Here is a 23,977-nt window from a genome sequence, read left to right on the forward strand (position 1 = left end):
GGACGGTCGGGCGAGGCTACTCCTCCTTGTGTTCCTTGAGGGCCCTGCGCAGGCTGGGGGCGCCTTCCTCGGGTTCGCGGGTCGGGACGGCGGCGAGGTCGTGCATGAAGCGGCGGTTGAGGGCGATGCGGACCCGGTCCAGGCGGCCGCGGGCCTCGGGGGGCACGACGCCGTCGCCTTCCGGGCGGGCGATGGCGCGGGCGGCGGCCGGGCGCGGGTCGGTGATGGCGGGGATGTCCTCGTCGCCGAGCCTCTGCTCGACCTCGGTGTACTCGCCGGTCGTCGAACGGCAGATGATGCCGGTCTCCAGGCCGTGCTCGGCGAGGGCGCGGTCGCGGCGCTGCAGCCCCAGGCAGATCCGGTAGGTGATCAGGAACCCCAGGATCGGGCCGAGGATGAAGGCGAACCGGAAGAACCAGGTCGTCCAGAACAGCGGGATGTTGAAGGTCTTGGCGATGATGTCGTTGGCGCCGGCCGCCCACAGGGAGCCGTAGGCCACGACGCCGGCCACGCCGATGCCGGTGCGCGCCGGGACGTCGCGGGGGCGGTCCAGCAGGTGGTGGATCTGGTGGTCGCCGGTGACCCAGCGTTCCAGCCACGGGTAGACCGCCAGGCCCACGAACAGCAGGCCGGGCACGGCGAGCGCGGGGATCAGGACGTTCATCGGCAGCGTGTGGCCCCACGCGTTGATCTCCCACGAGGGCATGATCCGCAGCGAGCCCTCCAGGAAGCCCATGTACCAGTCGGGCTGCGAGCCGGCGCTGATCGCGCCCGGATCGTACGGGCCGAACAGCCAGATCGGGTTGATCTGGAAGAACGTGGCCATCAGCGCCGTGATCGCGAACACCCACAGGAAGAACGCGGTGGTCTTGGCGATGAACACCGGGTAGAACGGGCCGCCCTGCACGGTGGTGTTGGTGCTGCCCTTGCCCGGGAACTGGGTGTGGGTCTGCCGCCAGGTCAGGATGACGGCGTGCAGCGGGATGAGCGCCAGCAGGATGCCCGGAATGAGCAGGATGTGCGTCACGTACAGCCGGGGGATGATCTCCGTGCCGGGGAACTCGCCGCCGAACACGAACATCAGCAGGTAGGAGCCGACGATCGGGATCGACTCGATCACGCCCTCCAGGATGCGGATGCCGGTGCCCGACAGCAGGTCGTCGGGCAGCGAGTAGCCGAACAGCCCGTTCAGCAGGACGAGCATGAACAGGATCACGCCGATGACCCAGTTCAGCTCGCGGGGCTTGCGGAACGAGCCGGTGAAGAAGTTGCGCAGCAGGTGGATGACGATCGCGCCGAGGAAGATGATCGTCGACCAGTGGTGGATCTGCCGCATGAGCAGCCCGCCGCGCACCTCGAAGCTGATGTTCAGGGTGGAGGCGTACGCCTCGCTCATCCGCACGCCGCGCAGCGGCCCGTAGGTGCCGTTGTAGACGACCTCGGTCATGCTGGGCTTGAAGAAGAAGGTCAGGTAGACCCCGGTGAGCACGACGATCGCGAACGAGTACATCGCGATCTCGCCCAGCAGGAAGCTCCAGTGGTCGGGGAACGCCTTGCGCATCGCCTTGCGGCCGAACCCGGCGGCGCCGAAGCGATCGTCGATGGCCCGGCCCGTCGCGGCCAGCGCCTTTTCGGTCCCCGTGGGCCTCGATGGCGTGGGCACAGCCGACCTCCCGCACCGGCGGCCCCGGCGGGCCACGGCCGCCTGTCGCGTACGACCGGAGACGCGTCCTCGTCCGGACGGCACGCCCCCGTTCTGACCAACGTGGCAACTACCCCTGGAGGCGGACGGAACGCCTCCGTTGGGACAGCATGCGCCCGAACCCGGCGTCCATGTAACAAATCCATATTTCGCATGGCCGAAATTGGTCGAGTCCTGACCGGAGCTTGGCGGACGGGTGTCCAACGGGACATGATTTGCACCACACGGGTCGCGTAAGTGAGTAATTGCCCCTTGTGTCCGGAAGGTAACTGAGGGGCGCGGACGACGGGGAGGCACACAGTGGCCGACGACGGGTCCACCGCTGCTCACGGACGCCCCTGGGCCGACCTGCCTCGGGAGCTCGCCGTGCACATGCGGCCCCATCTGGACGAGGTCGCCGACGACATGATCGAGGAGATCCGGACCAGGGTGCGCGAGTACGACCGGCCCGGCGACGGGGCCTATTCGGGCACCCTGCGGCTGGCGGTCGAGCGGGTCCTGCACTACTTCGTGGACCGGGTGGCCGATCCGGGACACGAGGCCGGGCCGGTCACCGACTTCTTCCGCGCCATCGGCCGCGGCGAGGCCGGGGAGGGCCGCAGCCTGGACGCCATGCAGACCGCGATGCGGGTCGGCGGGGTGGTGGCCTGGCGGCGCCTGGCCGAGGGCGCGGCGCACCTGGGCGTGTCCTCGCGCACGCTCGGCGCGGTCGGCGAGGCCATGATGATGTTCCAGGACGAGCTGGCCGCGGCCGCCGCCGAGGGCTACGCGCAGGCCCGCGCGGCGGTGGCCGGGGAGATGCAGCGGCGCCGCAAGCGCCTGGTCGACCTGCTGTTCGCCGACCCGTCCGCCACCCTGGAGGCGATCGCCGACCTGGCCGCCGCCGCGCACTGGCCGGTGCCGCGCACCGTCGCCGCGGTGGCGCTCGGCCGGCACGGCAAGGACGCGCGGCAGCCGGCGTTCCCGCCCGACATCCTGGCCGACCTGGAGCGCCGCACGCCCAGCCTGATCATTCCCGACCCGGACGGGCCGGGCCGGGCCAAGCTGGTCGACCGGGCGCTCAGCGGCTCCCTGGCCGTGGTGGGCCCGACCGTGCCGGTGACCGAGGCGGCCCGCTCGTTCCAGTGGGCCCGCAAGACGCTCGGCCTGGTGGAACGCGGCGTGATCGAGGCCGACGGCGTGGTGCGCAGCGTCGAGCACATGTCCACGCTGATCCTGTTCCAGGACGAGGATCTGATCGTCTCGCTGGCCCGGCTGCGGCTGGCGCCGCTGGCGCACCTGCGCGCCGGCCAGCAGGACCGGCTGGCCGAGACGCTGCTGGCGTGGCTGCAGTCGGGCCGCAACGCCAACGAGGTCGCGATGCGGCTGCACGTCCACCCGCAGACGGTGCGCTACCGGCTGCGGCAGCTTGAGGAGCTGTTCGGCGACCAGCTCCTCGACCCGGACCTGCGGTTCGACCTGGAGATCGTGCTGCGGGCGCGGGCGCTGCTGGCGGACGGGTCGGGCGGGCCGGTGCTCCCGGCGGCCCGGGAGGCGGTCGGCGACGCCGCCGAGGTCGTCACCTTCCGCCGCTAGCCGCGACCGCCGTGGCCGCGTGGGGCCGCCGCGGCCGCCGCCGCCCGCGTGGCGTCATCCTCCGCCGCTGAACACGGCCCCCGCGGCGGGGTCGGCGGGGATCGTCACGCGGATGCGGCAGCCCCGCGCGGTGTCGACGACGTGGATGCCGCCGCCGTGCAGCTCGACCGCCCAGCGGGCGATGGCCAGGCCCAGGCCGGTGCCGCCGTCCCGGGCGCCGACGCGCGGCCCGTAGGAGCCGGCGCCGCGCGAGAAGCGCTCGAAGACGCGGGCGCGCTCGCTGGGCGGGATGCCCGGCCCCTCGTCCGCCACCTCCAGCACCAGCCCGCCGTCACCGCCCGGCCGCGCGGTGACCGTGACGGGCCGTCCGGGCGGGCCGTGCCGGGCGGCGTTGTCCAGCAGGTTGGCCAGCACCTGGTGCAGCCGGTCCCGGTCGGCCAGCGCCCGCAGGGCGGACGGCACGTCGGTCTCGACGCGCACGCCCGGGTGGCCCGCCTCCGCCTCGGCCGCCACGTCGTCCACGAACGCGGCGACCTCGAACCTGGTGAGGTCCAGGGCGGCCGCTCCCGCATCCACCCGCGACAGGTCGAGCAGCTGGGTGACCAGGCGGCCCAGCCGTTCGGTCTGCTCCAGCGCCGACTCCAGCACCTCCGGGGTGGCGGGGGTGACGCCGTCGGCGACGTTCTCCAGCACCGCGTGCAGGGCGCTGATCGGCGTGCGCAGCTCGTGCGAGACGTTGGCGACGAACTCGCGCCGCTGCCGGTCCACCTCGGCCAGGTCGGCGGCCATCGTGTTGAACGCGGTGGCCAGCTCGCCCACCTCGTCCCGCGACGTGGCCCGCACCCGGCGGCTGTAGTCGCCGCGCGCCATCGCCCGCGCCGCCGCCGTCATCTCGCGCAGCGGAGAGGTCATGCCGTGCGCAATGAGCTGGGTGACGCCGAGCGAGATCAGCATGCCGACCGGCAGGGTGTGCCGGGTGCGGAAGCCCAGCGCGTACCCCCACACCACGATCATGATGGCGGTGCACGCGGTCACCACCGCCACCACCCCGAATTTGATCTTGATGGAGCGCAGCGGGTCGAGGGGACGCGGCAGCCTCGCCCGCAGCCCGTCGAGCGCGCTCACGGCCGCCTCTCCGCGGGCGCCTCCAGCGCGTAGCCGACGCCGTGCACCGTGCGGATGAGCCCCGCGCCCAGCTTGCGGCGCAGCGCCTTGACGTGCCCGTCGACGACGCGGGTGCCGCCCGCGCCCGCCCAGTCCCACACCTGTTCCAGCAGGACGGCGCGGGTCAGCACCGTCCGCTCGTTGCGGGCCAGGCACACCAGCAGGTCGAACTCGGTGGGCGTCAGGTGCACCTCGCGGCCGTCCACCCGGACGCGCCGCGACCGCTGGTCCACCTCCAGCGGGCCGACGCGCAGGGTGCCGTGCCGCGCCGGGTCGTCCCCCGACCGGCCGACCCGGCGCAGCACGGCCCGGATGCGCGCCACCAGCACCCGCATGCTGAACGGCTTGGTGATGTAGTCGTCGGCGCCCACGCCCAGCCCGACGAGCAGGTCCGTCTCGTCGTCGCGGGCGGTCAGCATGAGCACCGGCACCGGCCGTTCCGCCTGCACGCGGCGGCACACCTCCAGGCCGTCGAACCCGGGCAGCATGACGTCCAGGACGATCAGGTCGGGCTCGCCGGCGCGGGCCCGCTCGACCGCCGACGGGCCGTCCACCGCGACGTCCACGGCGAACCCCTCGGCGGCCAGCCGGTCCGCGACGGCCCGCGCGATCGTGGGCTCGTCCTCGACGACGAGGATCCGCTGTCGGTTCACGCTCCGACTCTAGGAGCGGGCCCGGTGTGCGGTCGCGGATGAATTGTGCGGATTGTGTGTCGATCGCGGGTCACGCCGCGACGGGCCAGGTGTGGACGGGCTCGTTGGAACGCATCCCGTCCACATAGCCGCGGACCATCTCGCGCAGCGCCTCGGGCCGCGCGACGCCGTTCTTCTCCTCCAGCGCGCGGACGGTCTCGACCTGCCAGCGCGCGCCCGTGCGCCTGGTGAGGCAGCGCTGCTCGATGATGCCGAGCAGGCGGTCGCGGCGGGACGGGTCGACGCCCCACCGGTCCAGCCCCTCGTACGCCAGCGGCAGCAGCCTGCGCAGCACCAGGTCGCTCACGTGGACGTCGCCCATGCCGGGCCAGTACAGGCGGGCGTCCATGCCGTTGCGGGCGGCCCGGTGCAGGTTCTCCTCGGCCGTGCCGAACGACATGCGCGTCCAGACGGGACGTTCGTCCTCGGCCAGCATCCGCACCAGGCCGTAGTAGAACGCGCCGTTGGCGATCACGTCCGCGACCGTGGGACCGGCGGGCAGCACCCGGTTCTCCACCCGCAGGTGCGGCCTGCCCTCGACCACCGCGTACACCGGACGGTTCCAGCGGTAGACCGTCCCGTTGTGCAGCATCAGCTCACCGAGCTGGGGGATGCCGCCGTGCTCCAGGACGTCCAGCGGGTCCTCCTCGTCGCACAGCGGCAGCAGCGCGGGGAAGTAGCGGGTGTTCTCCTCGAACAGGTCGAACACCGAGGTGATCCAGCGCTCGCCGAACCACACCCGCGGCCGCACGCCCTGCGCCTTCAACTCCTCCGGCCGGGTGTCGGTGGCCTGCTCGAACAGCGTGATGCGGGTCTCGTCCCACAGCCGGTGCCCGAACAGGAAGGGGGAGTTGGCCGCCAGCGCCACCTGCGGGCCGGCGATCGCCTGTGCCGCGTTCCAGTAGGCGCCGAACTCGTCCGGGCTGACCTGCAGGTGGAACTGCACGCTGGTGCACGCCGCCTCCGGCAGGATGCAGTCGGCGTGCATGCGCAGCGGCTCGGGCCCGTCGATGTCGATGCGCATCTCCTCGCCCCGGGCGGCGAAGATCTGGTCGTTGAGCATCTTGTAGCGGTCGTTGGCCGACATCGACTCCTCGCCGATGTCCGAGCGGCGCAGGGTGGGCAGGATGCCGATCATCACCAGCCCGGCGCCGACCTCGCGGGCGCGCGCGTCGGCGTGCTCCAGATGGCCGAGCACCTCGTGTTCCAGCTCGCCGGTGCCCGCGCCGCCCAGCGTCCGCGGCGGAATGTTGATCTCCAGGTTGAACTGGCCCAGCTCGGTGGCCCAGGCGGGATCGGCGATCGCCTTGAGCACGTCGGCGTTGCGCATCTGCGGATCGCCGTAGCCGTCGATCAGGTTGAGCTCGATCTCCATTCCGATGTGCGGGCGTTCGAACTCGAACTGCGACTCGCCCAGCATGCGCGCCAGCACGTCCAGACAGCGCCGCACCTTCTCCCGGTACCGGCGCCGGTCCTCGCCGCTGATCCTGGCCGCTGCCACGTCCCTGCCCATGTGTGTCCGCCCTAGATGTCGCTCGGCGTGTCCATCATGCGGATGTCCGATATAACCGCTCGTGAAACCATCTGAACCGGAATCAGGCGTATCGGTTGGAAAGTGCTCGCTGTGGCGGACCGGTCGCGCCCGACGGATCGGTTTTCCTCGTCCTGTGGGTATTTACCCTGGTCAGTGCCATGGCGTGTGGGTCCGGCCCGTCGGGTCCGCCGGGACCCGCGGCGGTACGTTGGGTCGAGAGCCGGACGCGGATCCGGAGGTTCGTGACACTCTGTAGTGGGACGCGTCCGCAGGAGGACGGGCCGTCCGCGGTGCGGTGATCAAGGGGAGCTTCATGCGGCTGCGGCCCAGGTCCATTCGGGCACGCGACACGCTCGTCGCCGCCGTGCTCGCCGCCGTGGCATTCGGCCTCGTCGCCGCCGGCATGGACCTGGTGCTGCGCGCCTCCACCAAGAACCGGCTGCTGCAGGAGACCCAGCTGGCCGGGCGCCGCATCAGCGCCATGGTCCGCGACGGGGCGCTGTCCGGCCAGATCCCGGACGAGACCGGCGGCCGGGTGCTGATCCAGGTGGTCGGGCCCGGCGGCCACATCCTGGACTCCACCCGGGCGGCCGCCCATTACCCCCGGCTGAGCCGCACATGGCCGACCCCCGACCAGCGCGTCCAGGACATGGTGGAGTGCCCGGGCGACCCCCGGCTGCCGCGGTGCATGGTCATCGAGGCGATCCGGGTCGACACCGCGCCCGAGTCGGTGGTGGTGTACGCGGCCCGGCCGCTGCCCGGCTACCTGGTCAACGGGCTGCTGGAGGCGGCGCTCACCGCCGTCGTGCTGGCGCTGACCGCGGCGTCCGCCTGGATCACCTGGCGGATCGTCGGCCGCACCCTGCGCCCGGTCGAGCAGATCCGCACCCAGCTCGCCGAGATCAGCGCCACCGACCTGAGCCGCCGCGTGCCGCAGCCCACCGGCGAGGACGAGATCGCCGAGCTGGCCCGTACCGCCAACGAGACGCTCGACCGGCTGGAGCGCGCGGTCGGCCGGCAGCGCCAGTTCGCCTCCGACGCCTCGCACGAGCTGCGCACCCCCATCGCCGGCCTGCGGGCCAACCTGGAGGACGCGGCGATGCACCCCGACGACACCGACCTGCGGGCGGCGATCCGGTCGGCGCTGCGCGACATCGACCGGCTCCAGACGATCGTGACCGACCTGCTGCTGCTCGCCCGGATCGGCACCGGCGGCGCCGTCCAGGAGACCATCGACCTGGCCGACCTGACCACCGCCGAGCTGGCCCGGCGCTCCTCGCGGCTGCAGGTGACCACCGACCTGGCGCGGGACGTGCGGGTGCGCGGGGTGCGCCTGCAGCTGGAACGGCTGCTGGGCAACCTGCTGGACAACGCCGAGCGCTACGCCGCGTCCCGCGTGCACGTGGAGGTGGCCCGCCAGGGGACGACGGCGCTGCTGCGCGTCACCGACGACGGCTCGGGCATCCCCGACGTCGACCGCGAACGGATCTTCGAGCGGTTCACCCGGCTGGACAGCGCCCGCAGCCGCGGCGCCGGCGGCACCGGCCTCGGCCTGGCGATCGCCCGTGAGATCGCCCAGGCGCACGGCGGGTCGCTGCGCGTGGAGGACTGGCCCCGCGGCGCCCGCTTCGCCCTCCGCATGCCGCTGGAGCAGGGCCGGCCCCCGGAATGAGTTCAGGGCCGCCCACGGATCGTGGACGGCCCTGAACGCGTCGCGGTGACGAGCGGGGTTCAGGCGCGGACGGCCTGCACCTCCAGCTGGATGTCGACCTTGTCGCCGAGCAGCGCGCCCTCGCCCTTGAGCGGCACGTTGAACTCGATGCCCCAGTCCTTGCGGTTGATCGTGGTGGTGGCGGAGAACCCGGCGCGGGTGCCGCCCCAGGGGTCCTCGCCGACGCCGTGGAACTCGACGGTCAGGGTGACGGGACGGGTGACGCCCCGGATGGTCAGGTCGCCGTCGAGCAGGTACTCGCCGCCCTCGGCCCGCACACCCTTGGTGGCGAACGTCATCGTCGGGTGGTTCTCGACGTCCAGCACGTCGGAGGAGCGCACGTGCGCGTCGCGGTCGGCGTTGCGGGTGTCCAGCGAGGCCATCTTGATCTCGGCGGTCGCGGTGGACTCGGCCAGCTCCTCGGCGATCTGGACGGCGCCGGAGAACTCGGTGAAGCTGCCGCGCACCTTGGTCATCAGGTGCCGGATGCTGAAGGTGACCTCGGAGTGGGCGGGGTCGATGTTCCAGGTCCCGGCGGTCAGGCCCGGGGCGACGGTCGCGGTGCTGCTCATGGCGGACTCCCAAGTGCTTGAAGATTCAACGATGTGGCCGACATTAGTTGAGCCTTCAAGCGCTGTCAAACGACCACGCCGCTCGGCATGACGCTGGAGGTCACCCTGCGCGACGATCTCGCCCGGGGGCTGGCGGGGCTCGCGCACATCCTGCCGCGCCACGGCTCGCCCGCGCCGAACACGACGACACCCGTACGGCGCGATCTCCCTCTCGCCGGCCGAGCGCTGACACGCGCGCCGTGGCCGGGGGACGGGTCAGGAAGAGGTGACGGCGGGGACGGTGGCGTCGGCGGGGCGGCGGTGCTCCAGGGCGGCGCGCAGCTGGGCGCGGCCCCGGTGGATGCGGCTGCGGACGGTGCCGAGCTTCACGCCCAGGGTGACGGCGATCTCCTCGTACGTCAGGCCCTCGATGTCGCAGAGCACCACGGCGGCGCGGTACTCGGGGGGCAGCGCGTCCAGCGCCTTCTGGATGTCGGCGTCCAGGTGCCGCTCGTCGTAGGACTGGGCGGGGCTCGGCTCGCGGCCCTGCAGGCGCTCGGCCGCGTCGTCGCCGAGGGAGTCGAAGCGGATGCGCTGCTTGCGGCGGGCGCGGTCGAGGAACAGGTTGGTGGTGATGCGGTGCAGCCAGCCCTCGAACGTGCCGGGGCTGTAGGAGGACAGCGACCGGAAGACCCGCAGGAACACGTCCTGGGTCAGGTCCTCGGCGTCGTGCCGGTTGCCGGTCAGCCGGTACGCCAGCCGGAACACCCGCGTGGAGTGCTCGTTGACGATCTCCTCCCACGTCGGAGGCGTCCACGCCATCGCGCCTGCGCTCACCACTACCCCCGTCTGATGCCAAATCGTTACGGTCAAGAATGCCGGTGCCCAGATAAGAGCCGCGTAAGGACGCCGGGGGTGGCCGGATGTGGCAGCGCCCGTACAGACCGGGTGAACGGGGCGTTGACGAGGCATGATGCGGATCGCCGCGAACGCCGGTGTGACGGATCGTACATCCCGGCCCTGTGACCGATCTCATTGGACGAAATGTCAGTAACTGTTGAGCGTCCGGCCGCCGCCAAGGATGATCGAGACACAGGAGCTCGTTCATCCCCGAGTCCGCGAGGTAGTGCCATGGCGCGCAGCTACAACCTGGCCGATCTGCTCGAAATCCTGGCCCAGGCGGGGCCGGACCGCCCGGCCCTGGTGGCGGGACGGGCCCGCCGGACCTACGGTGAGCTGGACGAACGTGCGTCCCGCGTCGGCCTGCACCTGGCGGCGGCGGGGGTGCGGCCGGGCGAGCACGTGGCGATCCTGGCCTACAACCGGGCCGAGTGGCTCGAGAGCATGTTCGGCGCCTACAAGATCCGGGCCGTGCCGATCCCGGTGAACTACCGGTACGTCGCGGCCGAGCTGCGGCACGTGCTCGGCGACTCCCGGTCCGTCGCGCTGATCGGGGAGCGCTCGCTGCTGGCCCGCGTCGAGGAGATCCGCGCCGACCTGCCCGACCTGCGGCACGTGGTGGTGCTGGAGGACGGCTCCACCGGCGAGGTCTCCGGCGCCGTGGAGTACGAGAAGGCGCTGGCGGACGCGCCCGAAGGCACGTTCCCCGAACGGTCCGGCGACGACCGTTACATCATGTACACGGGCGGCACCACCGGGTACCCCAAGGGCGTCGAGTGGCGCTGCGAGGACATCTTCTTCGGCGCGCTCGGCGGCGGCAACGTCCTGGGCGACCCCGTCGGCAGCCCCGAGGAGCTCGCCGCCAACGCCGAGCAGCCGCCCATGGCCGTGCTGGACTGCGCGCCCGTCATGCACGGCGCCGGGCAGTGGGTGGCGCTCATGGGGCTGTTCAGCGGCGCCAAGGTCGTGCTCTACACCGACCACGCGTTCGACGCGGGACGGGCGCTGGAGCTGCTGGCCGAGGAGCAGGCCAACGTGCTGATGCTCGTCGGCGACGTCATGGCGCGTCCCGTCGCGCGCGAGCTGGCCACCGGCCGTCACGACACCTCGTCGCTGTTCGCGATCGCCTCTGGCGGCGCGCCCCTGACCGAGGCCGCCCGGCAGGAACTGACCACGCACCTGCCGAACATCGTGTTCCTCGACAACTACGGCGCGTCCGAGACCGGCGCGTGCGGGCCGTCGGTCGGGTCCAAGGAGGGCACGGCCCGTTTCCAGATGAAGCCGGGGATCACCGTGCTCGGCGACGACATGAAGCCCGTGCGGCCCGGCGAGATCGGCAGGCTGGCGCGCAGCGGCCACATTCCGCTCGGCTACTACAACGACCCGAAGAAGACGGCGGAGACGTTCCACACCGACGCCGACGGCGTGCGCTGGTCGGTGCCGGGCGACTTCGCGGTGCTGGAGGAGGACGGCACCATCACGCTGCTCGGCCGCGGCTCGCTCGTCATCAACACCGGCGGCGAGAAGGTGTACCCGGAGGAGGTCGAGGTCGCGCTCAAGGACCACCCCGACGTGTACGACGCGGTGGTGGTGGGGGTGCCGGACGAGCGGTTCGGGCAGCGGGTGGCGGCGGTCGTCTCGCCGCGTCCGGGCACGTCGCCCACGCTGGAGGAACTGGTCGAGCACTGCCGGGGCCGCCTGGCCGGGTACAAGCTGCCGCGCAGCCTCACGCTGGTGGACGAGGTGCGGCGCACCGCCGTCGGCAAATCCGACTACAAGTGGGCGCGGAGCGTACTCGCCGACAAGGCTTCCTAGCCTTTCGAACGGCCGCCTTGTAAGTCACATTTGCGTGGATCGTCCATTGCGCGGGACGGCAATGATAACGGCAATGGAGGCGGTTCTCCGGGTAGGACACCGGTCAAAAAATCCTTCCGGCGCAGGGGGAATGCCTTGGTGCGGTTCGCGCGCATAACCACCCCATGGGGGGAGATCGGTGGATTCCGCTCGCGCAGCGGTATCACCTGCTCTCGGTGGTGGGCCGGGGCGGCATGGGCACGGTGTGGCGTGCGTACGACGAGATGCTCGACCGGGACGTGGCCGTCAAGGAGGTGCGGCTGCCCGAGGGACTGACGCTCGGCGAACGCCGGGTGATGTGCCGGCGGCTCATCGACGAGGCGCGCGCCACGGCGGCGCTGCGGCATCCCGGGGTGGTCGTGGTGCACGACGTCGTCATCGAGGACGGCCGTCCCTGGATCATCATGGAGTACCTGCGGGCCCGGTCGCTGCACCACGTCATCGCCGAGGACGGGCCGCTCAGCCCGCGCCGCGCCGCCGACATCGGCTACGCCGTGCTGTCGGTGCTGCGCGCCGCGCACGACGCCGGGATCCTGCACTGCGACGTCAAGCCCAGCAACGTGCTGCTGTGCGACGACGGCCGGGTCCTGCTCGCCGACTTCGGCCTGGCCGTGTACCTGCACGGGGGCCGGGACGCCGACACGCTGGTGTCGGGCATCCAGGGGTCGCCCGCGTACCTGTCGCCCGAGCGGGTGCGGGGGGACCGGGGCAGCGAGGCGTCGGACATGTGGTCGCTGGGCGCGACGCTGTACGCGGCGGTCGAGGGCGATTCGCCGTTCCTGCGCTGCCACGCGCTGGCGTCCATGGTGGCGGTCCTGCTGGGCGAGTATGAGCCGCCCAGGCGCGCCGGTCCGCTGGCGCCCGTCATCGAAGGACTGTTGCGTCAGAACCCGGAGGAACGTCTCTCCCCGGCTGAGACGGCATGGATGCTGCGATGCGCGCGCAGCCCGGACGGAAACGCGGTGACATTGCGCGTGGGAAGAAACCTGTGGGCCGCCCTGCGAGGGGCGTTGCCCGCACGAAGCGCCGCCGCCATCTTCGGCACCCGGCCACGTGTCGGGCTCGTGACGGCGTGCGCGGTCACGATGGTGACGATGGGGGCGATGGCGGCCCGGTGGCACACCGTGGAGAAGACCGACGCCGCCGTGATGGCCGGACACGACACCGCCGCATTGCCCGCAGCGCCCGCGGCGCCTTTCCAGGGATCAGCGTCGGCCGCGACCCTGCCGCGCACCGTCCGCTACCACGAGAGCGACGGATACAGCCTCGCGGTGCCAAAGGACTGGACGCGCCAACGCAACGGGGCCGTCGTGCAGTGGATCGACCCGCTCGCCCAACGCGGCCTGAGCATCATGCCCGTTTCCGGGGAGCCGCTGAGCGGCCTGCGCGCCGCGGAACGACTGGCCCTGGCGACGGACGAGTTCCCCGGCTACCGGAGGATTCGCCTGGAAGCGGCACCCGACGTCGTCAGGCGTGCCGCGGAATGGGAGTTCACCTGGGGGGAGACGGCTGCGATGCACGTGTTGCGCACCCGCACGGCCGGTTTCGAGTTCTCCTTCTTCGCCCCCGGCTCACGCTGGACGCCGAGCCAACGCCTCTACGGAGACATCCTCAGAACATTCCAGACGGAGTGAATGCCGGCGCTCAGGCGGCGACGTCGCCCTGCCGCATGCGCAGAAGGAACTCGGCGTTGGACGAGGTGCCCTTCATCCTCTCCATGAGCACCTCGACGGCCTGCTGCCGATCGAGCCCCTGCAGGGCCCGGCGCAGCCGCCAGGACAGCTCCAGCTCCTCGGGGGACATCAGCAGCTCCTCACGCCGCGTACCGGACGCCTCCACGTCGACGGCGGGGAACACGCGCTTGTCGGCCAGGCCCCGGTCGAGCTTGAGCTCCATGTTGCCGGTGCCCTTGTACTCCTCGAAGAACACCTCGTCCATACGGGAACCGGTCTCGACCAGCGCCGTGGCGAGGATCGTCAGGGAGCCGCCGTTCTCGATGTTGCGTGCGGCCCCGAAGAACTTCTTGGGCGGGTACAGGGCGCTCGTCGCCACACCGCCCGCCAGAACGCGCCCGTTGGACGGCGCCAGCAGGTTGTAGGCGCGCCCCAGGCGCGTGATGGAGTCCAGCATCACCACCACGTCGAGACCCTGCTCGACGAGCCGCTTGGCCCGTTCGACGGCCAGCTCCGCCAGGTTCACGTGCTCCTCGACGGGACTGTCGAACGTGGAGTGCAGCACCTCGCCGCGGATGGACCGCCGCATGTCGGTGACCTCTTCGGGCCGCTCGTCGATGAGCAGCACCATGAGGTGGCACTCGGGGTTGTTGACGGAGATGGCGTGGGCCAGCGCCTGAAGGATCATCGTCTTGCCGACCTTGGGCGGCGACACGATGAGGCCGCGCTGCCCCTTGCCGATCGGCGCGACCAGGTCGATGACGCGCGTGGCCATGGCGCCGGTGTCCAGGCGCAGCCGTTCGTTCGGGAACAGCGGCGTCAGCTCGGAGAACTTGGGCCGCCGCGCCGCCTCCTGGAGGGAGACGCCGTTGACGCTGTGCACCTCGACCAGGGACGGGTGCTTGTCGCGGCCCTCCTGCCGGGGCGGCCGCGCCGTCCCGGACACGATGTCGCCGGGACGCAGGTGGTGGGCCTTGACCTGCGCGAGCTGGACGTGCACGTCGTCGGGGCCGGGCGTGTAGCCGGTGGTCCGCACGAACGCGTGCTTGTCGCGCACGTCCAGGACGCCCTGGAACGAGACGCCCGGCTGGTCTTCTGTCTGCCTGGGGGCGCGCGTCCGCCTCGCCGTGCGGGGCGTCGCCGGACGCCGCTCGGCGACGGACGTGCGCTCGGTAGTGATCGTCGCGGTGGAGGGCATGAAGTTCCCTTCTGGGTGCGCGCCGGCACACAGGCCGCGTCACCCGGAGACGGCTCCCGTCATCTCGGTCCTACGCACCTACGGGAGCGGAAGGAGGAACCGGCCCGTCGGATCGGGCCGCTGAACACGAACACCGGACACTCAGAAGGCCCGGGCGGGGAAGATCGCTGGTGCCGCCGAATGAACCTCAGGCGGACAACGCAAGTCGTGTCACTCATTAAAGCACACGCCGCCCCGCCCGCATTCCCTTGAAGCAGCCCGCCAAGCCACGACGGCGCCCATCTCTCCCCGTGCCCCTAGGAACCGACCAGAACGAAGATCACCCACCCGCCCCCTCCAGCCCCACACCCGCTTCCGCCGCCGAGCGTGCCAGGGGCGTTCCGGCGGTTGGTGGCTCCCGCGCCGAAAGTCGCTCGATCGTCTCGGCGAGGCCCCGCTCTATCCGCGCCAGCCGCCGAGCCCCCGCGACCGCGACGAACAACATCAGGGTGACCAGCAGCAACTCCGCCGCCATCAGCGCCCACTGCCACTTCCAGCGCACCAGGTCGACCACCACGTATCCGCCCGTGGCGGTCACCATCAGGCCAAGGCCCGCGTAGACGCCCGTCCGCAGCCCCCTCACGCCACCGATTCCTCTCCAGCGAGGCGCTCGGGCACGGGGGACAGGGCTTCGAGGCGGCCGGTGTCGCCGTCCCGGTCCAGGGCGCCGCGCAGGGTCACCGTGGGCACGCCCGTCTCGCGGGCGAGGATCGCCAGGTGCGACAGGGGGCTGCCAGCTCGGCCACGACCCCCGTCAAGGAGGGCAGGTACGCGGTCGGGGACGGCTTGAGCGCGTCCACCCTCAGCACCGATCCGGAGGGGGGAGTGCCCGGGCCGGCATGCGCCGGCCCGGTCCCCCGGCCGCCGCCCGCGGGACGCGCGCCGTCTCGCGAGGGGGCGGCCTCCGCCACGATCCGCTCCCCTGCCAGCCGGAACACGGCCGGCAGGGGAGCGGTGCCCGGCGGGAAGGGGAGACGCTCCAGGTCGGCGGGGAGTGGACCGCCCTGGAGCGCCGCCGTGAGCTCGTCGAACCGCAGCGCGCGCACGAGTCTGGGGCGTGCCATCGCGCCCGCGACCGTCAGCCGCCGCCTGGCCGTCCACGCCAGCCGCGCGTCGAGCTTTTGCGCCCAGCGGGTTCGCAGCCGCGGCGGTTCACGCGGCGGCAGCTCGCCCGGGGCGCGGGTCGGTGGGGCCGACGCAGACGCGGGCGGGGTGAGCGTCGGCGCCGCCGGTTCGGCGGCCGCGATGTGCGGGGCGTCCTGGCCTCGTGTCCGGCCCCGGTGCAGCGCGGCCGGGCGCCGCGCGGCCGCCGTCGCGGCTTGGGGGAGGTTGGTCGCCTTGGCGCCGGTTTGGTTGGGAGCCGCGGTCAGGGGGGCGTCCAGCGGGATCGTCGAGAAGACGCGTGTGCTGTGAGGCACCACGAACTCCGTTCCTTGGGCCGCCCGTCCTTCAAGGATCCGCCTCGGCGCCGGTCCGGTCCTCCCTCGTAAGGGGTGTCTTACGACTCCCCCTCAGGTGGACGACGGGAGAACGGGCCTCGTCCCGGAGGCGGAGCCGAACCCCGGGATCCGTACGATTGCCCGGGGCGACACGGAAGGGGAGGGATGGGACTGCGCCATGCCGTCGACGCCGCCGCGGGCGTCGGCACGATCACTATCGACCGTCCGGACAAGCGCAACGCCATGACGCGCGCCATGTGGCTGGAGCTGCCCCGCCTGCTGGACGGGCTGGCCGCCGACCCTGCCGTCCGCGCCGTCGTGGTCACCGGCGCGGGCGGCGACTTCTGCGCGGGCGCCGACATCTCCGAGCTGACCGACGCCCGCCACCGCGGCCACCCGTCCACGGTGGCCGAAACGGCATTGGCCGCCTTTCCGAAGCCCACGATCGCCGCGATCGAAGGTTTCTGCGTCGGCGGCGGCTGCCAGCTCGCCGCCGCCTGCGACCTGCGCTTCGCCGCCTCGTCCGCCCGGTTCGGCATCACCCCGGCCCGGCTCGGTCTGGTCTACCCGGCCTCGGCCACGGCCCGCCTCGTCCGCCTGATCGGCCCGTCCGCCGCCAAGTACCTCCTCTACTCGGCGGACCTGGTCGACGCCGCCCACGCCCTGCGCATCGGCTTCCTCAACGAGGTCGTCACAGGCGACGTGCACGCCCGCGTGGCCGAGTTCGCCGCGACCCTGACGTCCCGTTCCCTGCTGACCCAGCACGCCGCCAAGCAGGTCGTCGACGCCGCCGCCATCGGCGACCCCGTCGACGACCTGACGCGAACCTGGCAGGCGGAAGCCGCCACCTCCGGCGAAGCCGACGAAGGCGTCACCGCCTTCCTCGAGAACCGCTCCCCTCAGTTCACCTGGACCCCGCCCTCCTGAAGCACAACACCGACGCCGAATCGCGGCCGAGCCCCTGAAGCCGGCGGCACGGGCGCAGAACAGCCGACCCCCCGTGCCCCTCAGCCAACCCACGCCCACCCGGAACGCACCTGGCGTGGTGGGTGGTCGTCTCGGTAGGCGGTGTTGGGGTGTCCTGTTCAGGGGGTGGGGAGGTGGCAGGAGCGTCCCTGGGGGAGTTGCCGGAGTTGGGCCGCTGCTGTGGGGAGGTCGTGCAGCGTGTCGACAACCGTGCCTTGGCGCAATTCGGCTAGCGAGAGGACACCGCACAGGAGGCCGTCTCGATCTCGCACGACGACCAGCGGCCCCAGTTGCATGCCCCCGGGCTCCAACGAGCCCAGGCAGGTCAGCATGTCACGGGCGGCTTGCAGCGATGGCTTCGGAGAACGTCTGTCGTCCGCGGCGGCTTCCAGCGGCTCTCGATTTCCGTCCCGGGCCGTTTGCCTGCCGTCATGTTGTCCAGGCGAGGTCTTGTCGGCGGCCTGCAGCGCATGGCGGTCGAAAGGGGTGGTGCGGAGGGTGTGGAGGAGGTCGAAGAAGTCGCGTTCCAAGGCGCGAGGGCTGCGGCCTGACAGGTAGTAGCGGGTGCCGTCGTCCAGGGGAGTGCGCAGTTCGACACGCAGGCCGAGGTGGTGGGCGAAGCGTTCGTAGGCGTCGGCGAGGTCGGGGCGCGACGGGGTGAGGGTGCCCGCGACGGTGTCCACCGGGTCGGCGCCCAGGGAGGCGGCCACCGCCTGGTCGAGTCGGGTCACCAGGTGGCCGCGTAGGCGGGCGACTTCGCCGGCGAGCTGGTCGACGGTCTCGCGCTGTTCCGTCAGGCGGGCGGTGACCTCGGGCAGCATGCGGTCGTTGATCTGCGCGATGAGGGAGCGGATGCGCGCGTCGGTGTCCTGCAGCGCCTGGTCGTGGGTCGTGTGGCCGTCGGTGAGCCGGTCGACGTCGGTGCGCAGGCGTGTCAGGTCGTCGCGGGTGTGCTTGAGCGCCGACAGCTGGGTGCGGATGTCGGCGATCTCTGGTGCGGACGACGGACGCCTGCGTTCGAAGGCCAGATACAGCTCGCGGCCGGCGATCGCCAGGCAGAGCAGGACGAGGATCGCGGTCATGGCGGCCCCCCAAAGGGCTTATCTCGCCTGCAAGATAGTGCACCATCTGCCGGCCGCGACAGCCCGAAACCGCGGCGGGGCCCGTTCTGCCTGGCAAAATTTACGGTCCGGGCGGTCAGGCGGACGCGCGTGCGCTTTCGGAGATGGCCTGCAGTGCCGCGCAGTGCGCGGCGAACGCCTCGCGTCCGCGTGCGGTCAGCGACAGCCAGGTGCGGGGGCGCTTGCCCACGAATCCCTTGGTGACCTTGATGTAGCCCGCCTTCTCCAGCGTCGCGGCCTGCTTGGACAACACCGAGTCGCTGACCTCGACGGTGTCGCGCACGTACGCGAACTCGGCCTTGTCGGCCGCCGCCAGCACCGCCACGATGGAGAACCGCACCGGCGCGTGGATGACCTCGTCCAGGTCGTGGCGCGGATGGTTCACGACGCCTCCGCGATGCGCTTGTGCGTCAGGTAGGCCGACACCAGTCCGGGCGACGCGACCACCACCGCCCCCGGCAGCCACCAGGCGAGCCGCCCGTCGAACCACGTGACACCCACGGAGAGCACCAGGCCGTAGAGCGCCGCCCAGGTAGCGATCATCAAGCTGTGCGCCCGGGCCATGCCGCGGTGCGCGACGGGTTGCCGTGCGGCGTAGACGCTGAGGAGGGTGATGACGACGCCCCACACGCCCACGCTGACGCCGATGCCGATCGGCCCGTCGATCACCCCGAGCATCAGGACCACCAGGAAGGAGGCCACCCCGTAGCCGAGCTGGTACCGCACCAGCCAGCGGCCGTGCCGCCGCACCGCCGTGCCGAGCCGCTCGGCCTGCTCCAGCGCGGCCGCCGCGCCCGCCGGGTTCATCTCGCCGATCATCGTGCCTCCCCGTCTTGTCGACTGGTCTCAGTATGGCAAGTACTTTCCAGAGTGGCAAGTAGATGCTCGGGTGGAAACAGGCTGGACGGGTTCGGTTCACCGGGGACGGTCGCTGCGATCGGGCGCAGCCCAGCAGCCCAGCAGCCCAGCAGGTCAGCAGGTCAGCAGGTCAGCAGGTCAGCAGGGTCTTCGTGGACGGCTGGTGGGGGTGACGCGACAGGTCAGCGGCTGTCGAGGTAGGTGAGGACGGCCAGGACGCGGCGGTTGTCGTCGTCGGACACCGTCAGGCCGAGCTTGCCGAAGATGTTGGCGGTGTGCTTGACGACCGCGCGTTCGGTGACGACGAGCCGTTGGGCGATCGCGGCGTTGGAGCGGCCCTGCGCCATCAGCTCCAGCACCTCCACCTCGCGGGGGGTCAGCCGGGCCAGCGGGTCGTCGTCGGCGCCGCGGGCGACCAGGCGCGAGATGACCTCGGGGTCCATCGCGGTGCCGCCGGCCGCCACCCGCCGTACCGCGTCCACGAACTGGGCGGCGTCGAACACCCGGTCCTTCAGCAGGTAGCCGATGCCGCCCGTCCCGTCGGCCAGCAGCTCGCGCGCGTACAGCCGTTCGACGTACTGCGACAGGACGAGCACCGGCAGGCCGGAGACGTGGCGGCGTGCCTCCAGCGCGACCCGCAGTCCCTCGTCGGTGAAGGAGGGCGGCAGCCGCACGTCCACGACGGCCACGTCGGGACGGTGCTCCAGCAGCGCCTTGAGCAGCGACGGGCCGTTGTCGACCGCGGCGGCGATCTCCAGGCCGCCGGCCTCCAGCAGACTGACCAGGCCCTCCCGCAGGAGAGCCTGGTCCTCGGCGAGCACCACCCGCATCAGCGGGCCACGCTCACGTCAACGTGCACGGCAGCTCCATCGTCACGATCGTCGGGCCGCCCACGGGCGAGCTGAGGGCGAGGACGCCGTCGAATGTACCGAGTCGGCGCTCGATGCCGCGCAGTCCCGAGCCGTTCTCCGGGGACGCGCCGCCCCGCCCGTCGTCGGTGATCGTGACGCGCAGCATGCCGCCGTCGTGCCGCATGTCCACCCAGACCTGGCGGGCGCCCGAGTGCTTGACCGCGTTGGCGAGGATCTCCGAGACGGCGAAGTACGCGGCCGACTCCACCGGCGGTTCGGGACGTCCCGCCAGCTCGATGTCGGTCTCCACCTTCAGCGGCAGGTCCAGGGCGAGGGCGCGCACCGCGTCGGCCAGGCCCCGGTCGGCCAGCACGGGCGGGTGGATGCCGCGCACCAGGTCGCGCAGCTCGCGCAGCGCCGTCGCCGACGACTCGCGCGCCTCGGCCAAAAGAACGCGGGCCTTCTCCGGGTCCTTGTCGAGCAGGTGCTCGATCGCGCCGAGGCTCATGCCCATGGCGACGAGCCTGGCCTGCGCGCCGTCGTGCAGGTCGCGTTCGATGCGGCGCAGTTCGGCGGCGGAGGTGTCCACGGCGTCCGACCGGGTCTCGGTGAGGTGCCGGACGCGCAGCTTGAGCCGCGACGCCTCGGTGGGGCCGAGCAGCACCCGCCCCCACCGCCCGTAGACGTTGAGCAGCTTCGGGCCGGTCAGGAAGCCGACGACGATGAAGACCGTGCCGAGGACCGCGGTGGCCACCTCCACGGAACCGTCGACGGCACGCGAGCCGCCGATATGGACGAAGCCGTACCAGTCCTCGCCGCCGTGGACGGCGATGACGTCGGCCATGCCCCCCGCGAGCATCCAGCCCCACACCCCGTACAGGATGAGCAGGCCGGGAAGCGCCGCGGTGAACGCCCCCACGAGCGGGTCGGCGGCCAGCCACAGCAGGTCACGCCACGTGGCCGGATCGGACACCAGCGCCCAGAGCCGCCGCAGCTGCCCCATGACGCCCGGCTCCGGCTCGGGCTCGGGCAGGTAGGGGCGCTCGATCCGCGTGTCCGTCCATTTGTTGATTTCTCTGCGGTAGACGTCGGTCAGCGACCGGGCCATCGCCAGCAGCGGCGTCATCAGCAGCAGTCCCACGCCGACGGGGATGAGCGACAACGCGCTGTTGAGCACCACCAGCAACGCTATGCCGGGCACCCACAGCAGCCACGTCCACAGCCCACGCCATGGCGCCATGGCCCACTGGGCCCACCGGGTGCCTCGCATCAGTTCGCCGTCCACCGGAATCCCTCCGCATCGCCGTCTGGACTCAAGTGTCCGGCAGGACGGCCGTCGGCACAGTGTCTCCGAGCCCCGAACAGGGGGTGTACCTAGGTGCACCGCGCGCCACGCCACCGACCGCAAAGGTATCTAGACCTCCGCTTTCGTCTGGTGGGTGCCGTGCCGGGGTATCGGTCGCGGGCGTCGGAACTTGGGAGGCGGCACGATGGCGCATGTGAGGACCCGCGACGGCGAGGAGATCTTCTACAAGGACTGGGGGTCGGGACGCCCGGTGCTGTTCATCCACGGGTGGCCGTTGAACGCCGACGCCTGGGACGACCAGATGAAGCTGGTGGCCGACAACGGTTTTCGCGGCATCGCCCACGACCGGCGCGGGCACGGCCGGTCCAGCCAGCCGTTCGACGGCTATGACTTCGACACGTTCGCCGACGACCTCAACGACCTGGTCAACGCCCTGGACCTGCGCGACGTCACGCTCGTGGGGCACTCGATGGGCGGCGGTGAGCTGGCCCGTTACGTCGGGCGCCACGGCACCGGGCGGGTCGCCAGGGCGGTGCTGCTGTCGGCGATCCCGCCGCTGATGATCCAGGGGCCGGACAACCCGGAGGGGGTCCCCGAGCAGGTCTTCGAGGACATCAAGAACGGCATCCTCACCGAACGCTCGCAGTTCTGGAGGGAGACGGCGGAAACGTTCGTCGGCGCGAACCGTCCCGGCACCAGGGCCACCCAGGGCAACCAGGACGCGTTCTGGTTCATGGCCATGCACCAGAACGTCCAGGCCGGGGTGAAGTGCGTGGACGCGTTCGCCCGCACCGACTTCACCGAGGATCTGCGCAAGTTCGACGTCCCGACGCTGGTGGTGCACGGGGACGACGACCAGATCGTCCCCGTGGAAGCCACCGGCCGCAAGGCCGCCGAGATCATCCCCAACGCCACCCTGAAGGTGTACGAGGGCGGCTCGCACGGCATCGCGTTGGTGCCGGGCGACAAGGAGAAGTTCAATCAGGACCTGCTGGCCTTCCTGGGGGACTGACCGCCGCCCCGCACGCCGGTGTTCCTCCGTGATGAGGCGGCTGCGGGCAACGTGACCGCACGGCGCAGGAGCACGCAGATTCCGCCGGCGACGGCGAGCGCCGCGAGGACGGCGGCGAAGACGGTCGCGCCGGTGGTCAGCCCCACGGCGTCGCTGAGGTAGCCGGACGCGACCGGCAGCAGCCCGGCGGGGACGTAGCCGCCGACGTTGAACGCCGCGTTCGCCTCGGCCAGGCGGCGCGGCGGGACGCTGGAGTTCAGCAGCGACAGCCCGCCGAGCTGCCCCATGCCCTGGCCCGCTCCCGCCAGAAGCGCGGCGGTGACCAGCGCGGCGACCGACGCGGCGTGCACGGCGACGGCCAGCGACACCATGCCGAGCGTCGTGCTCACCGCTCCGGCCGCCAGCACCACGTGCCCGCGCAGGCCGCGCACCGCGAACTGCACGCCGGTCGCGGCGGCGAACATCACGAACGCGGTCAGTCCGGCGACGATCCGGCTCGTCGTGCCGAGCAGGCCGGCCAGCAGGGACGGGCCGAGCGACAGCACGAACGACGTCGCGGTGATGCCCGGCGCGAACACCGCGACGCCGAGCGCGAGCCGCCACCCGTCGCCGCGCGGCACCCTCGGCACGCGCACCCAGGAGCCGCCGGCCGCGGACGCGGCGTCACGTGGCAGCGGCATGCGCCACACGACCAGGATCGCCGTCACCAGGAGCACCGCCTCCACGGCGAACACGGTGACGGTGGGCGCGGGGAGCGTCTCGGACAGCACGCCGGCCAGCAGCGGGCCGAGCCCGGCGCCGAGCACCATCGCGCACGAGGCGAGCAGCGCCGCCAGCCGGTGGCGGTTCGGCCCCGCCACGTCCGTCACCGCCGCCATGCCCGCGGACACGACCGCGCCCACGGCGATGCCCGTGCACAGCCGCGCGACGACCAGCGCGGCCACCGACGACGCGGTCGCGAAGACCAGGCAGGCCGTCACCGCGAGGGCGAGCGCGGGCAGCAGCACCGGACGGCGTCCCAGCCGGTCCGCGGCCACGCCGGAGACCAGCAGCGATCCCAGCAGCCCGGCGATGTAGCAGGCGAAGACCACCGTCAGCGTGCCGCGCGAGAAGCCGATGTCGCGCTGCCACAGCACGTACAGCGGCGTGGCCGCGTTCGACAGCACGAACACCGCCGTCACCGGCCAGGCCGCCAGCCACACCCACCGCGTGGGCGCCGCCCCGGCGCGTCCCCGGGCGAGCGTCGTCTCGGCCATGAGGAACCTCCCTTGTACGACTTTTCTCGAACTTAGCATGTAGTACGATAGAACTCGTACAAGGGTTGAGTCGTGCCGAGGAGGGCCGCATGCGGTCGGTCGTGTCACCGGGCCCGTTCGTCGACGTCCCGGCACCGCCGGACCTGCCGGACCCGCTGCCCGAACCGGACGTCGCCGATCTGCGCCTCGACCGCGTCATGGCGGCGCTCAGCGATCCGCTGCGCCTGGAGATCGTGCGCAGGCTGCTGCTCGAACGCGAGGAGTTCGACCACCCGTGCGGCTGGTTCGGCTTCGACCGCCCCAAGTCCTCGCTCACGCACCACTTCCGGGCGCTGCGCGAGGCGGGGCTGATCCGCCAGCGCCAGTACGGCCTCGAACGCCGCAGCCACGTCCGTGTCGACGACATCGACGCCCGTTTCCCCGGCCTGCTCGCCCTCGTGGCCGCCTGGACCCCGCCCGACGCCTGACCCTCTCCTTCCAGTAACGCGCCCCTTCCACTGACGCGACACGGACGTGGCGCTCGCCGGTCGTCGCGGCGGGCGCGGCTCTTTTGCGGACGAGCCGATATGGCGTCA

At 71.9% G+C, this 23,977-nt stretch carries 21 protein-coding genes and 1 pseudogene; 7 read left to right on the forward strand and 15 right to left on the reverse strand.

Annotated elements, in window-relative coordinates; genetic code table 11:
* Nucleotides 1–16: 16 nt before the first annotated feature.
* The gene (gene qcrB / locus ABD811_RS41750; protein ID WP_344958943.1) at nt 17–1,663 is read right to left on the reverse strand and encodes a cytochrome bc1 complex cytochrome b subunit; all 1,647 of its coding nucleotides are present in this window, start codon (nt 1,661–1,663) and stop codon (nt 17–19) included.
* A 339-nt stretch (nt 1,664–2,002) separates the two neighbouring features.
* Between qcrB and ABD811_RS41755 the strand changes: the two genes are divergently transcribed.
* Nucleotides 2,003–3,277 (forward strand): PucR family transcriptional regulator, encoded by a 1,275-nt coding sequence (locus tag ABD811_RS41755; protein ID WP_344958945.1) that lies wholly within the window; start codon nt 2,003–2,005, stop codon nt 3,275–3,277.
* A 54-nt stretch (nt 3,278–3,331) separates the two neighbouring features.
* Here the strand turns inward: ABD811_RS41755 and ABD811_RS41760 are convergent, their stop codons facing one another.
* From ABD811_RS41760 to ABD811_RS41770, 3 genes are all read right to left on the reverse strand, one after another.
* Complete coding sequence (locus ABD811_RS41760; protein ID WP_344958947.1) at nt 3,332–4,402, reverse strand: sensor histidine kinase; 1,071 nt, start codon at nt 4,400–4,402, stop codon at nt 3,332–3,334.
* Nucleotides 4,399–5,094: a response regulator transcription factor gene (locus ABD811_RS41765; RefSeq protein WP_344958949.1), complete on the reverse strand. Its 696-nt coding sequence runs from the start codon at nt 5,092–5,094 to the stop codon at nt 4,399–4,401. The genes ABD811_RS41760 and ABD811_RS41765 overlap by 4 nt, the downstream gene beginning before the upstream one ends.
* 70 nt (nt 5,095–5,164) lie before the next feature.
* Nucleotides 5,165–6,646: a glutamate-cysteine ligase family protein gene (locus ABD811_RS41770; protein WP_344958951.1), complete on the reverse strand. Its 1,482-nt coding sequence runs from the start codon at nt 6,644–6,646 to the stop codon at nt 5,165–5,167.
* 334 nt (nt 6,647–6,980) lie between these two features.
* On the opposite strand from ABD811_RS41770, the gene ABD811_RS41775 reads away from it, so the two are divergent.
* Nucleotides 6,981–8,339, forward strand: a complete 1,359-nt coding sequence (locus ABD811_RS41775) for a sensor histidine kinase (RefSeq protein ID WP_344958953.1) — start codon at nt 6,981–6,983, stop codon at nt 8,337–8,339.
* A 59-nt stretch (nt 8,340–8,398) separates the two neighbouring features.
* Here the strand turns inward: ABD811_RS41775 and ABD811_RS41780 are convergent, their stop codons facing one another.
* Together ABD811_RS41780 and sigE are read right to left on the reverse strand one after the other, a co-directional pair.
* On the reverse strand, nt 8,399–8,950 hold the full coding sequence (locus ABD811_RS41780; RefSeq protein WP_344958955.1) for a YceI family protein: 552 nt from the start codon (nt 8,948–8,950) through the stop codon (nt 8,399–8,401).
* A gap of 255 nt (nt 8,951–9,205) precedes the next feature.
* Complete coding sequence (sigE, locus tag ABD811_RS41785) at nt 9,206–9,751, reverse strand: RNA polymerase sigma factor SigE (protein WP_344959101.1); 546 nt, start codon at nt 9,749–9,751, stop codon at nt 9,206–9,208.
* 309 nt (nt 9,752–10,060) lie between these two features.
* Here sigE and ABD811_RS41790 point away from each other — a divergent pair, with 309 nt between their 5' ends.
* Both ABD811_RS41790 and ABD811_RS41795 read left to right on the forward strand, forming a co-directional pair.
* Entirely contained in the window at nt 10,061–11,644 is a 1,584-nt protein-coding gene (locus ABD811_RS41790; RefSeq protein ID WP_344958957.1) for an acyl-CoA synthetase, read from the forward strand.
* Between the two features lie 164 nt (nt 11,645–11,808).
* The gene (locus ABD811_RS41795) at nt 11,809–13,317 is read left to right on the forward strand and encodes a serine/threonine-protein kinase (protein WP_344958959.1); all 1,509 of its coding nucleotides are present in this window, start codon (nt 11,809–11,811) and stop codon (nt 13,315–13,317) included.
* Between the two features lie 10 nt (nt 13,318–13,327).
* Here ABD811_RS41795 and rho read toward each other — a convergent pair.
* The 3 genes and pseudogenes from rho to ABD811_RS41810 form a co-directional block, all read right to left on the reverse strand.
* Nucleotides 13,328–14,506, reverse strand: a pseudogene (rho, locus tag ABD811_RS41800) (transcription termination factor Rho); the annotation flags it as partial.
* Nucleotides 14,507–14,873: 367 nt separating this feature from the next.
* Complete coding sequence (locus ABD811_RS41805) at nt 14,874–15,176, reverse strand: hypothetical protein (protein WP_344958963.1); 303 nt, start codon at nt 15,174–15,176, stop codon at nt 14,874–14,876.
* 94 nt (nt 15,177–15,270) lie between these two features.
* Nucleotides 15,271–16,011: a hypothetical protein gene (locus ABD811_RS41810; RefSeq protein ID WP_344958965.1), complete on the reverse strand. Its 741-nt coding sequence runs from the start codon at nt 16,009–16,011 to the stop codon at nt 15,271–15,273.
* A gap of 186 nt (nt 16,012–16,197) precedes the next feature.
* On the opposite strand from ABD811_RS41810, the gene ABD811_RS41815 reads away from it, so the two are divergent.
* On the forward strand, nt 16,198–16,959 hold the full coding sequence (locus ABD811_RS41815; RefSeq protein ID WP_344958967.1) for an enoyl-CoA hydratase/isomerase family protein: 762 nt from the start codon (nt 16,198–16,200) through the stop codon (nt 16,957–16,959).
* 158 nt (nt 16,960–17,117) lie between these two features.
* Here ABD811_RS41815 and ABD811_RS41820 read toward each other — a convergent pair whose 3' ends face one another.
* The 5 genes from ABD811_RS41820 to ABD811_RS41840 form a co-directional block, all read right to left on the reverse strand.
* Nucleotides 17,118–18,080, reverse strand: a complete 963-nt coding sequence (locus tag ABD811_RS41820) for a hypothetical protein (protein WP_344958969.1) — start codon at nt 18,078–18,080, stop codon at nt 17,118–17,120.
* A gap of 115 nt (nt 18,081–18,195) precedes the next feature.
* Complete coding sequence (locus ABD811_RS41825) at nt 18,196–18,504, reverse strand: winged helix-turn-helix domain-containing protein (protein ID WP_344958971.1); 309 nt, start codon at nt 18,502–18,504, stop codon at nt 18,196–18,198.
* The gene (locus ABD811_RS41830) at nt 18,501–18,938 is read right to left on the reverse strand and encodes a hypothetical protein (RefSeq protein ID WP_344958973.1); all 438 of its coding nucleotides are present in this window, start codon (nt 18,936–18,938) and stop codon (nt 18,501–18,503) included. Before ABD811_RS41830 ends, ABD811_RS41825 begins: the two co-directional genes overlap by 4 nt.
* Before the next feature lie 221 nt (nt 18,939–19,159).
* Nucleotides 19,160–19,807, reverse strand: a complete 648-nt coding sequence (locus ABD811_RS41835; RefSeq protein WP_344958975.1) for a LuxR C-terminal-related transcriptional regulator — start codon at nt 19,805–19,807, stop codon at nt 19,160–19,162.
* 13 nt (nt 19,808–19,820) lie between these two features.
* Nucleotides 19,821–21,113, reverse strand: a complete 1,293-nt coding sequence (locus ABD811_RS41840; protein WP_344958977.1) for a sensor histidine kinase — start codon at nt 21,111–21,113, stop codon at nt 19,821–19,823.
* A 205-nt stretch (nt 21,114–21,318) separates the two neighbouring features.
* Here ABD811_RS41840 and ABD811_RS41845 point away from each other — a divergent pair, with 205 nt between their 5' ends.
* The gene (locus tag ABD811_RS41845; RefSeq protein WP_344958979.1) at nt 21,319–22,146 is read left to right on the forward strand and encodes an alpha/beta fold hydrolase; all 828 of its coding nucleotides are present in this window, start codon (nt 21,319–21,321) and stop codon (nt 22,144–22,146) included.
* Here the strand turns inward: ABD811_RS41845 and ABD811_RS41850 are convergent.
* Nucleotides 22,116–23,402 (reverse strand): MFS transporter, encoded by a 1,287-nt coding sequence (locus ABD811_RS41850; RefSeq protein WP_344958981.1) that lies wholly within the window; start codon nt 23,400–23,402, stop codon nt 22,116–22,118. The genes ABD811_RS41845 and ABD811_RS41850 overlap by 31 nt on opposite strands.
* 89 nt (nt 23,403–23,491) lie before the next feature.
* Between ABD811_RS41850 and ABD811_RS41855 the strand changes: the two genes are divergently transcribed.
* Nucleotides 23,492–23,869, forward strand: coding sequence for an ArsR/SmtB family transcription factor (locus ABD811_RS41855; protein ID WP_344958983.1), 378 nt, complete (start codon nt 23,492–23,494; stop codon nt 23,867–23,869).
* Nucleotides 23,870–23,977 lie beyond the last annotated feature (108 nt).

It is taken from the genome of Actinomadura miaoliensis (assembly GCF_039536785.1).
GTDB lineage: Bacteria > Actinomycetota > Actinomycetes > Streptosporangiales > Streptosporangiaceae > Spirillospora > Spirillospora miaoliensis.